This is a genomic window from Streptomyces musisoli (assembly GCF_016741855.1).
In the GTDB taxonomy this organism is placed as follows: Bacteria; Actinomycetota; Actinomycetes; order Streptomycetales; family Streptomycetaceae; genus Streptomyces; species Streptomyces musisoli.
On the sequence record NZ_JAERRH010000001.1, the window covers coordinates 825,056 to 837,071 of the forward strand.

General features: G+C 71.1%; 10 protein-coding genes and 2 pseudogenes. 5 read left to right on the forward strand and 7 right to left on the reverse strand.

What is annotated here, in order from left to right; translation table 11 throughout:
• Positions 1-118: 118 nt before the first annotated feature.
• On the reverse strand, positions 119-985 hold the full coding sequence (locus JK361_RS03380; RefSeq protein WP_201814085.1) for a LysR family transcriptional regulator: 867 nt from the start codon (positions 983-985) through the stop codon (positions 119-121).
• Positions 986-1,078: 93 nt separating this feature from the next.
• Between JK361_RS03380 and JK361_RS03385 the strand changes: the two genes are divergently transcribed.
• Positions 1,079-1,801, forward strand: coding sequence for a CTP synthase C-terminal region-related (seleno)protein (locus JK361_RS03385; protein WP_201814086.1), 723 nt, complete (start codon positions 1,079-1,081; stop codon positions 1,799-1,801).
• A 117-nt stretch (positions 1,802-1,918) separates the two neighbouring features.
• On the opposite strand, the pseudogene JK361_RS03390 reads toward JK361_RS03385, so the two are convergent.
• Positions 1,919-2,161, reverse strand: a pseudogene (locus JK361_RS03390) (multicopper oxidase domain-containing protein); the annotation flags it as partial.
• A 182-nt stretch (positions 2,162-2,343) separates the two neighbouring features.
• Entirely contained in the window at positions 2,344-2,925 is a 582-nt protein-coding gene (locus tag JK361_RS03395; protein WP_372448680.1) for a DUF5919 domain-containing protein, read from the reverse strand.
• An 875-nt stretch (positions 2,926-3,800) separates the two neighbouring features.
• On the opposite strand from JK361_RS03395, the gene JK361_RS03400 reads away from it, so the two are divergent.
• Positions 3,801-3,938, forward strand: coding sequence for a hypothetical protein (locus JK361_RS03400; RefSeq protein ID WP_189307936.1), 138 nt, complete (start codon positions 3,801-3,803; stop codon positions 3,936-3,938).
• A 57-nt stretch (positions 3,939-3,995) separates the two neighbouring features.
• Complete coding sequence (locus tag JK361_RS03405) at positions 3,996-5,123, forward strand: methyltransferase domain-containing protein (RefSeq protein WP_201814252.1); 1,128 nt, start codon at positions 3,996-3,998, stop codon at positions 5,121-5,123.
• Positions 5,124-5,190: 67 nt separating this feature from the next.
• Here JK361_RS03405 and JK361_RS03410 read toward each other — a convergent pair.
• A pseudogene (locus tag JK361_RS03410) lies at positions 5,191-5,484 on the reverse strand (cupredoxin domain-containing protein); the annotation flags it as partial.
• Positions 5,485-5,624: 140 nt separating this feature from the next.
• Positions 5,625-7,850, reverse strand: coding sequence for a germacradienol/geosmin synthase Cyc2 (cyc2, locus tag JK361_RS03415; RefSeq protein WP_201814088.1), 2,226 nt, complete (start codon positions 7,848-7,850; stop codon positions 5,625-5,627).
• Positions 7,851-8,004: 154 nt separating this feature from the next.
• Here cyc2 and JK361_RS03420 point away from each other — a divergent pair, with 154 nt between their 5' ends.
• The gene (locus JK361_RS03420; protein ID WP_201814089.1) at positions 8,005-8,814 is read left to right on the forward strand and encodes an alpha/beta fold hydrolase; all 810 of its coding nucleotides are present in this window, start codon (positions 8,005-8,007) and stop codon (positions 8,812-8,814) included.
• On the forward strand, positions 8,811-10,076 hold the full coding sequence (locus JK361_RS03425) for a cytochrome P450 (RefSeq protein WP_201814090.1): 1,266 nt from the start codon (positions 8,811-8,813) through the stop codon (positions 10,074-10,076). The genes JK361_RS03420 and JK361_RS03425 overlap by 4 nt, the downstream gene beginning before the upstream one ends.
• Here the strand turns inward: JK361_RS03425 and JK361_RS03430 are convergent.
• Positions 10,053-11,252, reverse strand: a complete 1,200-nt coding sequence (locus JK361_RS03430) for a damage-control phosphatase ARMT1 family protein (protein WP_201814091.1) — start codon at positions 11,250-11,252, stop codon at positions 10,053-10,055. The two genes, JK361_RS03425 and JK361_RS03430, sit on opposite strands and share 24 nt — an antisense overlap.
• A 22-nt stretch (positions 11,253-11,274) precedes the next feature.
• Entirely contained in the window at positions 11,275-11,922 is a 648-nt protein-coding gene (locus JK361_RS03435; RefSeq protein WP_201814092.1) for a ScbR family autoregulator-binding transcription factor, read from the reverse strand.
• Positions 11,923-12,016: the final 94 nt, after the last annotated feature.

The following is a 12,016-nucleotide window of genomic DNA, read 5'->3' on the forward strand; positions in this document are numbered from 1 at the left end:
GATCCGCCCGCGTCCGGCACCCGCGTGCCCCGGTCTCCCCCGGCACCGGTGCCGGCCACCGGTCCGCCCGCGCCCGGCGCCCGCGTGCCCCGGTCTTCCCCGTTCGCCGGGTCGGTGCTCACCCGGCGCCGAGCAGCCTTCGTACCAGCTCCGCCGCGGCTCCCCCGGGGCTGCCGCCGTGGAGGACCTCGGTGCGGTGGACGAGCCGTGGGGCGGTGAGCGGGACGGCGACCGTGCCGGGGACGCCCGTGGCCGCCGCGCGGGGCAGCAGGGTGAGCCCGTGGCCGGCCACAGTGAGGGCGGTGAGGGTGCGGACGTCGGTGCCCTCGTAGCGCAGGGCGGGCCGGAAGGCGCCGCCGCCGGTCGCGGCCCGCAGCTGGGCCAACGGCAGGGCCGCGTCGGGCGCGTCGAGCCAGCGGGCGTCGCACAGATCGCCGAGGCGCAGGCCGGGCCGCCCGGCGAGCGGATGTCCGGCGGGCAGCAGGACGCTCACGGGTTCCTCGGCGACGCCGTGCGTGGTCAGCGGTGCCACGTCGGTCAGCCGCAGCGGATCGCTCGGCGCGGCGAGTCCGTCGACGAGGCCGAGGTCCGCGGTGCCGGTGGCGACGGCCGCGGGGACCTCGGCGCGGGGCAGGACGCGCAGGGTGACCCCGGCGGGCGGGAGCGCGCCGAGGACGGCGGAGCCGAGCGCGGTCGGCGTGGTGGCGAGGGTGAGGCCGTGCCGGGGTGCGGCGGCGAGGCGCACGACGTCGGCGCGGGCCGCGTCGAGACGCAGCAGCAGCGGGCCCGCGTGTTCCAGCAGCCGCTCACCGGCCGGGGTGGGCGCGACCGGTCTGCGGGTCAGCAGCGGGGCACCCAGGTCCTGTTCGAGGGCGGCGATGTGCTGGGAGACCGCGGACTGGGTGTAGCCCAGCTCGCGGGCGGCCTGCGAGAAGGAGGCGTGACGCGCCACGGTGACGTAGCTGCGCAGGAGGTGCGGGTCCATGCCGCCCAGCATCCCACTCCATCAGCAGCGCTTATCGGCCGTGCAGCAACCATCGTTGGACGTGAACGGCGCGCCGTGCGGAGGATGGTGGCCATGACGCACACCGCCACTCTCGCCCTCGTCGGCGACCGCTCTCCGCACGTCGTCTCGCACACCCGCGTCCCGCTCCTGCTGGACGCCCTGGCCGCACGCGACCGGCTGGTCCTGGACGCCTACTGGATCTCCTCCGAGGACGCCGAGGCCGAGGACGCGGTGCGCGGCTTCGACGCCGTGTGGGTGCTGCCGGGCAGCCCGTACCGCAGCGAGGCGGGCGTTCTCGCGGCGGTCCGCACGGCGCGCGAGGAGGGCATCCCCTTCCTGGGCACGTGCGGCGGCTTCCAGCACGCGCTGCTGGAGTACGCCCGGAACGCCTGCGGGCTGACCGGGGTCGCCCACGCCGAGAACGACCCGGATGCCGAGGACCCGCTCATCGAGCCGCTGGCCTGCTCGCTGGTGGGCCACGAGGCCGCGGTGACGGTCGCCCCGGACTCGCTGGCCGCGTCCGTGTTCGGCACGGCCCGCACGGTCGAGCGGTACTTCTGTTCCTACGGCCCCTCCCGCCATCTCGACCGGCTCCGCGCGCACGGGCTGCGGTTCTCCGGGCACGACGAGGACGGTCACGTCCGGATGGCCGAACTGCCCGGCCACCCCTTCTTCCTGGCGTCGCTGTTCCAGCCGGAGCTGGCCGGCGACGGCTCGCACCCGCACCCGATGGTCCGGGCCCTGGCGCGAGCCGCGGTCGAGCACGCGGCGTCCCGGCTCACCCGGCCGGCGTGACCACGGCCGGCCGACGTGACCCGCATCCGGCCGACGTGACCACGGCCGGCCGGTGTCGTCCGCCGCCGGCCGGCCTGGCGTGCTCCGGGCCGAGGGCCGAGGGCCGCCCAGCGGTTCTCAGCCCGAGTGGCCCCCGCCGTGACCTCCGTGCGCCCCGCCGTGGTCGAACTTCAGCGCCTCGGGCGGCATGACGACGAAGGGCCGCATCATGCCCATGTCCTCGTGCTCCAGCAGGTGGCAGTGGTACATGAACCGGCCGTACGCGCCGTCGAAGCGGCCCATGATCCGCATCAGCTGGCCGCCCGGCACCCGGAAGACGTCCTTGTAGCCACGCTCGTTGGGCCGAGGTTTTTCCGTGCGGCGCGCGGTGCCGCCTGACCACCTCCCAACGTTGGGAGGTGCTGCCCCCGACGGCTTCCCGCTGTCGGGGGCTTTTCTACGTTCTGAGCCACCTTCGAAAGAAGGGTATGGGTGACGGCCGACTCGAGGGTCCAGGATGCCGCCAGGCCGGTAGCCCCAAGGTTTTTCGGCCCCTTAGATTCCTAGGTGATCGGCCGCTCGGCGCGGTCCCACAGCTCCTCTGCGTGCTCGGCGAATCGGTCGAACATGCCCCCGTCGCTCTGTCGGCGCAAGTGCAGCAGCGGGGAGTCGTGGCCGACCAGACGCGCGAGGTGTGGAGTTACGAGTGCCTCGCTGTCGAATTGAAAGACTGAGAGGCTGACGTGATTGATCGCGTCGAGCGGGGCGGAGAAACGGGTCTCCACCCTCTCCAGTGGACCGAGTCGGTCAAGGTGCTCAAGGGTGATGCGGATCCGTGTGGACACTGACAGCGCCACATCTTCGATCTGCTCTCGCTGCCGGGTTACCTCTCCTTCCGGATTCCCCAGGAGAAACCTCACTCGGCATCCGTCTTCTGACTTACGCCGAATGGTGTCAGCGAAATGCGGGACCTGTGTCCAGAAGAAATAATTCGTGTAACCGGCGAAGAACAGTTCCTCGCTCGCACGTTCGATCAGCTCGGTCCATACCGGGGATGGACAAGCCGACCGATAGGGGTAGCTGCGAACTAGTTCCTTGTCGTTTCCCGTTTTGACGCGCCCTTGCACAGCTTTGGACCACAACATCTCTTCATTCACTCCCAGTGCACGGCAGGCATCGGCGCGATTCCTGGCATGCGGCGTGAGGTCAGCATTGCTTAGCCATCTTTCCACCTGCTTAGCGGATACCCCTACCCGGTATGCAAGCTGACGGGACGTCCCGTTGGCGTCTGCCATGGCGGACCTAAGTGCAGCGTTCAAGTCAACCCCCTAGCGCTGTCCTTTTGGGCCTTCTCAGACCCTAGCCGCCAGCGTCCCAAGTGTCCCCGGTACGACGGGAGAAACGTCCAGACGGGTGGGGCACCATCGGCGCATGACCGAGCGGATTGGGCACAGCGGATCATCGGTACAACTGCCGGACAGCATGGGGGTGTTCGACCATCCGGGGTTCACTGCTGGTCGCCGGGAGTTGGCCAGTGCTCAGAGTCGCGTCGGACTGGGCGCGGATGCACGACAGGGCGAGTACACGACGTACGCGCCAAAGGGTGAGAAGTGCCGCAGGTGTCACAAGCCGTTCGCAAGCCTTGAAGTCGTCCGGCGAGTGAAGCCGTCCGGCGAGGAACCCAGAGGCCGACCCTATGCATGCATCGAGTGCCCGACCGAGGCCAAGTCATGAGCGCCCCGGCAAAGTGCCAGAACGCCCGTCAGGCCGCCCTACCCGCCCCGGAGCTGGTCAGCGTTGTCGACGGCTCCGAACGGGCCACAGACGGCGACTGGTGGACGCAGTACGGCGGCACCCGTCACGAGGCGTCCGGCGTGATCACGTTCCCGCCCAACTCGCCGCCTCCCTGCCCGTTCCCCTGTGAGCGGTGCGCCCGGCGGAAGGGGGCGTGATGGCGGTCACCCGAGACCACATCGGCCGGGCCGTGACGCCGGTTCCCTGATAGGTGGGAGGTACGAAAATGCGTGCACCGTGGCTCACGATGAACGACCCCGGCAACCCGCAGGACGACAGCGACAGCGGGAACAAGCACGGCGGGGGCGGCTCGGACGAGGGTGGCAACACCAACGACGGCCAGGGCCCGGCGGACGGCCGCTGATCAGTGAGCACTGACGACGTGAAGGGGGCGGGCCCCGACGGGCTCGCCTCCGCTCTCATGGAAAAGGGTGCGCTGACAAGCGATTGGCTGCCCGCCTATCAGGCAGTGCCCCGTCATCTGTTCATACCGGAAATGATCTGGCCGGGCCGAGCCGGCATGAATCGCCAGGATGACCGGGTGATCCGCAGCGAGGAACCCGACGTCTGGTGGTCGGCGGTTTACCGTGACGCGCCGATCACGACCCAATGGGACGACGGCGCTTACACCGGACCCGGCAAGGGAAAGATCCCGTCTAGCTCCAACTCGATGCCGACCATGGTCTTTTCGATGCTGGACGCGCTGAGCGTCGAAACGGGTCAGCGGGTGTTGGAGATCGGAACCGGCACCGGTTGGAATGCCGCGCTGCTGTGTCACCGGGTCGGCGCTGAGAACGTGTTCACCGTAGAAGTGGACGGGAACAGCGCGAGGGAGGCTCGTAAGCGTCTGAATGACCGCGGATTCGATCCCGTCTCGATCACCGGGGACGGGGCCGAGGGGTACGCCGAGGGTGCGCCCTACGACAGCGTGATCGCCACTGCGTCGATCGGTCGTGTTCCCCGCCGCTGGATCGAGCAGACGAAGCCGGGAGGGATCATCGTTTCCCCGTGGGGTCCGACCTACGGCGGGGAAGGGGTGGTTCGGCTGACCGTTGCCGAGGACGGTTCAGCGTCTGGTCCGTTCGTCGGCTCATCGGCGTTCATGCGGCTGCGGGATCAGCGGGTGAAGCGGACGCACGTCCGTGAATACCTCGGGGGTCGGAAGTGGCCTGCGGACGGCACTCGCAGCGTCACGCCGATTTCCCCGGACGCCGTGGGCGACTGGCCGGTCATGTTCGCCATCGGCGTGCAGGTGCCCGAGGCGTTCCCGTGGGCCGAGACCTATGGCGACGGCTCTTACACGCTGTGGCTGCGGGATACGGCTGTCACGTCGTGGGCGACAGCGGACTACGAGAAAGACCGCGAGGAATTCGAGGTCTACCAATCCGGCCCGCGCAAGCTGTGGGACGAAGTGGAGACCGCCTATCTCTGGTGGGAGAAGCAGGGCCGTCCCGGATTCGAGCGGTTCGGCCTGACCGTGGACGGCGACGGCGAGCGGGTGTGGCTGGACTCGCCCGACAACCCCGTGCCGGTACGTGCAACCCTGTGATCCGGCCCCGTCTGTGTGCTCACTCCGCCGTAGCGCACGGGCGGGGCTTCCTGTACATGTCGGTCCACGCGTGGTCGTGGTACCACCACTGGACCGCCTGGTGGTCGTTCGGGTACTCCGACAGCTGGGCGTCGCCGTGGCCGACGGCGTTGTCCGTCCAGCCGTCGTTGCCGCCGCCGGTCTGCGCGCCGTGCAGGTGGGTCACCGTCCAGGCGGGCAGGGCGGCGACGTCCTTGTCGGGCTCGACGCCCTCACGGCCGGGCTCGGTGGTGGCCGGCGGACGGCCGTCCGTGCGCAGCGGCACCTCCACGGCGGTGACCGGGTACTCGCCGTCCTTCGGAATGCGGTTGGTCCAGGCGATGAGCCTCTCGATGATCTCGGTCAAGGCCGAACACCCCCGTGTCTTCTTGCGGTCGGTCGACTCTCCTGCTCCGCAAGACCCGGGACGACTCACCGGAGTTCCCTGAACACCCCATTCCGTACGCGAAGAATCCGCAACCGTCAGCCGCGCGACGGGACCGGCACGGCGCATGCCGGCACCGGCACGGCGTATGCCGGGGCCGGTACGGCGGGTGCCGGGGCCGGTACGGCGGGTGGGTGGTCCGGCAGGAAGCCGTGGGCGCGGCGGCCCAGCCACTCCGCCTTGTAGCGGTCGACCTCCTGGTGCCAGTGGAGGATTCCGGCCAGCCAGTTCTGCAGGTCCAGCACATAGGCGTCCATGGCCGTGCGCGCCTCGGCCGGCAGTTGGAAGTCGTCGTAGAGCACCGGCAGTTCATGGGCGATCACATGCTCGAACTGCTCCATGCGCTGGGTCGTCAGGTCGTGGACCACGCGGAGCGCGGCCGGGTAGTCCACACCGAAGAAGTTCTGCACGACCAGGACCGCGTTGTGGATCTCGCCCTCGTACTCGATCTCCTTCTGGTAGGAGAAGATGTCGTTGAGGAGGCAGGCGTAGTCGATGGCCGCGTTCTCCAGGGAGCGCACCGGACCGCTGGCGTACACCTCGGCCGGGATCGCCGGGCCGTGACCCGCCCGGCACAGGCTCAGGGTGAGGTCCGAGCCGAAGGTGGAGCGCCGCATCTCCAGGTAGTCGACCGGGTCGGGGACACGGTTCTGGAGCTGGTTGGAGAGTTCCCAGACCCAGCTCTCGATCATCGTGTCCACGGATGCCTTGAAGGTGCGCCGCTGGTCGGTGGTCATCCCGGCCGTGGTGCGCCGCCACAGGTCGATCAGCCCGCGCTCCATGGCGTTGCCGGGTACGACGGCCGGCTCGCCCTCGACCGCCATGCACTCCGACAGCCGGGCCGTGGTCAGCCGGGCGGCGGCGAGATCCCGGCGGTGGCCGTACACCAGCGGGTAGTAGTCGTCACCGTAGGTGCCCCAGGCGATCCACTGGGCGCTGAGGTCGAGGGCCTCCACGGTGGCGTCGGGATCCAGTCCGGCGGAGCACAGCGCGAGGTCGTACGCGGCGGCCTTGTCCTCGTCCCAGACACCCTCCTGGAGGATGCCCGTGCGGCGGCACCAGTCGAGGAGGCGGCCGCGGGCCCCGTCGAGGTGGGGGCTGAGCCGCAGCTCGTACGGCATGTACAGGTCGGGGATGCGGGAGGGGCCGACCTTCTCGTAGGGCACGTGGGAGTAGGCGCGCAGCCGGTCCTGGGCGGCCGCGGCGAGGAGTGCGCCGACGTCGGCGGCGGACGTGCCGGGACCGCTCGGGGACTGCCAGGGCGAGCCGGACCGGACGCCCTTGTTCATGTAGCGACTGGACCGCAGGTGCCACTCGTGGCCGCCGGACTGCCAGTCCTGGAGCCCCTTGGTGTAGGCGGCGACGGCGGCGACCTCGCCGGCGGTGAGGCCCTGCTCCAGGGCGACGGCGGGGACTTCGGTGAGCGCGGTGTGCTCGAACTGGTGGAGCCGGGAGGTGAGGACGTCGTTGACGGTGTCGGCGGCCTCCTGGGTGGTGCAGCCGAAGAACTCCTCCAGGACGAGCACGCCGTTGCTGTTCTCGCCCTCGTCCTCGACCTCGCGCTGGTAGGAGAACAGGTCGTTGCGCAGGTGGACGGCGTCGGAGAACGTTTCCATGAGCACGCGCAGCGGCCGGGTGCCGGCGACGGACGCGGGCACCTCGGCGGTCGCGTACTCCACCAGCCCCGCCGACCAGGGCGCGCCGCCCACCTTGCGCCGCATCTCGATGTACTCGACGGGGTTGGCGATCCGCCCTTCGTTGATGTTGGACAGCTCCCACATCGACTCGTTGAGCAGGTGTTCCGTGGCGACGGAGAACCGGCGGCGCCAGTCCACGGACATCGACGGCACCGTGCGCCGCCAGAGGTCCTTCAGGCCCGCCTCGACGGGATTCTCCGGCTCGGGCACGGGGGTCGCCGGGTCGAGCGGCATGAACAGCGGCAGACGGTCCAGATGGGCCTTTCCCGCGGCGCGGTCCGGGGTGCGCTTGAACATGTCGAGGAAGTGGTCGTCGAAGAAGAACACCCACACGTACCAGTCGGTGATCAGCGAGAGAGCGGGTCCGTCGCAGTCGGGATGGGTGTAGGAGCACAGGAGGCCGTAGTCGTGCGCCTCCAGGTCGGCCTGCTCCCAGATCCCGGACCCCTCCAGCATGCCCATCTCGCGGGCCCACCGTGTCGAGTGGGCCCGTGCCTCCTCCAGGTGCGGGTTGAGGCGCGCGGGATACGGCATGTAGAAGTGCGGGAGTTCGAACGGCTGCGTCATGGCCCGGGCCCTACCCGCGGCCCCGGACCCCCATCCGTCCGGCAGTACATGATCACACCATCGCGTGAACCGCCTCCGAAACGTGGATCCGCGGAGATGAGTTGTGGCGTTGGCTCTCTTGCCGTGCCCTCGCGCGCGGGCCACGGTAGGCGTCATGACCTCCTTCGTGCTGCCCCATGAGGTGCACGGCGACGGCGCCCACAAGGTGTTCGCCGTGCACGGCTGGTTCGCCGACCGGTCCGCCTACGCGGCCGTCCTGCCGGACCTCGACCGCACCTCCTTCAGCTATGCGCTGGTCGACCTGCGCGGCTACGGCGAGGCCCGGGACGCCACTGGCTCGTACACGACGGCCGAGGCGGCCGTGGACCTGGTGGAGCTGGCGGACCGGCTCGGCTGGGAGCGGTTCTCGGTGATCGGGCACTCGATGGGTGCCGCGGTGGCCCAGCGGCTGCTCGCCGTCGCCCCGCACCGGCTGCGCCGGATCGCGGGCGTCTCGCCCGTGCCCGCGTCGGGCATGCCGTTGGCCGGGGAGGAGGCGGCGCTGTTCGCGGACGCGGCGCACCGGGCCGGGAACCGGCGCACGATCATCGATGTCACCACCGGGGGCCGCCGGCCCGCGGCCTGGCTGGACCGGATGGTCGACCGCTCGCTGGAGCGCATCGACGCCAAGGCGCTGCGGGCCTGGCTCGACTCGTGGGCGGGTGACGACTTCAGCGCCGACGTCGTGGGCAGCGCGGTGCCGGCGCTCGCCGTGGCCGGCGCGCTCGACCCGGCGCTGTCCCCGGACGTCATGCGGCAGACCTGGATGTCCTGGTACCCGCGCGCCCGGCTCGCCGTGCTGCCCTGCGCCGGTCACTACGCGATGGACGAGGTGCCGCTGGAACTGGTGCGTACGGTCGAGGACTTCCTGCGCGCGGACGAGACGGACGCCGCCCACGGCGGCGGCCGGGGCGGGCCGGCGTGAGCGTGCGCGAGGCGCCGCCGGTGCCGGACGTCTTCGATCCGCGCCGGTACGCCGCCGGGGTGCCCCACGACGACTACCGCGTGCTGCGCGACCACCATCCGGTGGCCTGGCAGGAGGAGCCCGAGGTGCTGGGCTGGCCGGCCGGTCCCGGGTTCTGGGCGGTGACCCGGCACGCGGACGTCGTGCGCGTGCTGAAGGACGCGGGAACGTACTCCTCGTACCTCGGCGCGACCCAGATCCGTGACCCCGATCCGGAGGATCTGCCGTTCATCCGCCGGATGATGCTCAACCAGGACCCGCCGGGGCACGGCCGGCTGCGCCGGCTGGTGAGCCGGGCCTTCACGCCGGGTCGTGTCGAACGCTTCGCGGCCGTCGCCCGGGAGCGGGCGCGCACACTGCTCGCGGACGCCCTGGCAAAGGCGCGGGAGGGGGACGGCACGGTGGACCTGGTGTCCGCCGTCACGGACGAGTACGCCCTGCTGAACCTGGCGGACCTGCTGGGCGTCCCGGAGGGCGACCGGCGGCTGCTGCTGCGCTGGACCCAGCGGGTCATCGGCTACCAGGACCCGGACGAGGCCGGTCCGCCGGTGCGCGACGGCGCGGGCAGGCCGGTCGATCCGCGGTCTCCGGCGATGCTGCGGGACATGTTCGACTACGCCGGGCAGCTGGCCGCGTTCAAGCGGCGGTACCCGGCCGACGACATCATGACGACGCTCGGCCACGACGCGGAACTCGCCGGCGGTGAGCTGGAGATGTTCTTCTTCCTGCTCACGGTGGCGGGCAACGACACGGTGCGCAGCGCGGCCCCGGGCGGACTGCTGGCGCTGGCGGAGCATCCGGAGGCGTACGAGACGCTGCGCGCCGGGAAGGCCGGCCTGGCGTCCGCCGGCGACGAGCTGCTGCGCTGGCATCCGCCCGTGCTGACGTTCCGCCGGACGGTCGTGCGGGACACCGAGCTGGCGGGCCGGCGGATCCGGGCGGGCGAGAAGGTCGTGGTGTTCCACGCCTCCGCCAATCGGGACGAGCGTGTCTTCGCCGGGCCGGAGCGGCTCGATCTCACCCGCTCCCCCAATCCGCACGTCTCGTTCGGGGACGGCCCGCACGTCTGTCTGGGCGCCCACTTCGCCCGGCTGCAACTGCGGCTGCTGCACGAGGAGGTGCTGCGCGTCCTGCCCCGGCCGCCGCGTCTCGCCCGGCCGGCCGGGAGGCTGGTGTCGAACTTCATCAACGGCGTCAAGTCACTGCGCGTGCAGCTGGTCTGAGGGGTCGGTCTGGATCAGCGCGTGCGTGCCGCTCGTCCGCCAGCGCTGTTCCTCGGCCGCCACCAGCGCGGCCTCGGTCGCCGCGGACAGGCCGGTGATCACATCGGACTTGAGGGTGCGCAGCGCGGCGACGGGGCCGGGGAAGTACGCGGTCGTCTCCCGGAAGGGGGTGGTGGGCGGCCACAGCCGGTCGCCCACCAGACGCCGGTAGTTGAGGTCGCCCTTCAGGATGGTCAGGGTGGCCGCGGCGAACTCGGCGCGCAGGTCGTCCGGCATGTCGGCGTACGGCAGCGGGGCGCAGGAGAAGGGGTGCGCGCGGACGGTGAGCCGGCCGTCGGCCAGAGCCGACCAGAGCACCCGCGCGTGGTCGGCGGCGGCACCGCCGGCCGCGCGCAGCCGGCGCAGGGCGTCGACCACGTCGGCGGTGGTGGCGTCGGAGACGTAGTACGGGTACGGCTTGACGTGCAGGACCGCCCGCCCGGTCCGGCCCTCGGCGAGGAGGTGGGCGATCAGCAGGATGTCGGGGACGAGTTCGCGGCCCGCGTTGTCGGCGACGAGCACGAGTGTGCCCGTCCCGGTGGGCGGCAGCAGCGACCACAGCGTTCCGCTGTCGTCGGCGACCAGCGCGGGTGACGCCTCCCGGGTCCCGGCGCCCTCGGCGGAGAGCCGGAAGCCGAGGTCGGCGCGGTTGCCCCACAGCGAGCCGTGCAGCAGGGCCTGGGCCCGCTCCTGCTCCGGCAGGTCGCGCAGGCGGTCCAGGGCGGCCAGTTCCTCGTCGGTCTCGGGCGCGTCGAGTTCGGCACGCTTGAAGGGGCGGAAGGGGTCGATGCCCTGCCAGGGGCCCGGGCCGAACCAGCCGACGGCTTCGAGCAGGCGGCGGTAGAAGTAGCTCTCCGCCCACAGCCAGGGCACGTCGAACCAGGACCGCCCGGTGTGGCCGGCCAGCCCCCACTCGTGCCACCGGTCGCGGTCCGGGGCGTCCGCGGGAAGTGGTCCCACCGTCCCGTCGGTGCAGCTCTTCAGCAGCTCGTCCAGCGCCCTGTGCTGCCCGGGGCCGTACGGGAAGGCCTCCCGCACCTGCCGGATGATCGCGGGATGCCGCTCGGCCAGCACGCTGTGCGGGAACGAGCCGGGTTCGTTGCCGTGGATCACGGGTGCGAACGGGGTGTCGGGCATGCCCGTCACCGTACCGTGGGCGTCAGGCGGTCCGGATCTCCCGCTCCAGCTGCGTGGCGAGGGTGACGTAGCGGGGGCGCCGGTGGACGGGGACGAGGCCGCGGATCACGAGGTGCCACATCTCGGCGATTCTGCGCGGCAGCCGTCCGACGGGTTCGAGCGAGCGGCCGGCGACCCGGGTGCCGATGAAGAAGCACACGAGGGAGTGGGCGACGACACCGACGTCCACGTCGCCGTGCAGGTCGGATTCCCTGACGGCGCCGGTGAATTTGCGGGTGGCGAAGTCGAGCCACTCGGTGAACGGGTGCCGCAGCGGGGGCCGTACGGCGATGTCGGCGGTGGCGAGGCGGAGCCCGGCACGCGGCACGGGATCCTCCACGGCGAGGCGGGCGATCCCGAACGTGATGCGCATCAGGGCCTCGAGGGAGGAGCAGCCGCGGTTCTCGACGTCGGCCACGACCCGTTGCGCGGCCTTGGCCTGGAGTTCCAGGATGGCCTGGGCCAGATCCTCCTTGGCGGCGAAGTGGAAGTACAGGGCGCCCTTGGTGACCTTCGCGTGTGCGACGATGTCGCTCAGGCTGGTGGACTCATAGCCGTGCTGGTCGAACAGGTCGGCGGCGGCCGTGATGATCGTGGCGCGGGTCTGTTCAGCGCGTAACTGCCTGGCCATCCTGGGACCCCTCCTCCCACCTCAAAAGAACGGGACATGCGGTTTGTTTTTAACCCCCCGCATACGATAACTCACCCAACGGCAACGGGAGTCC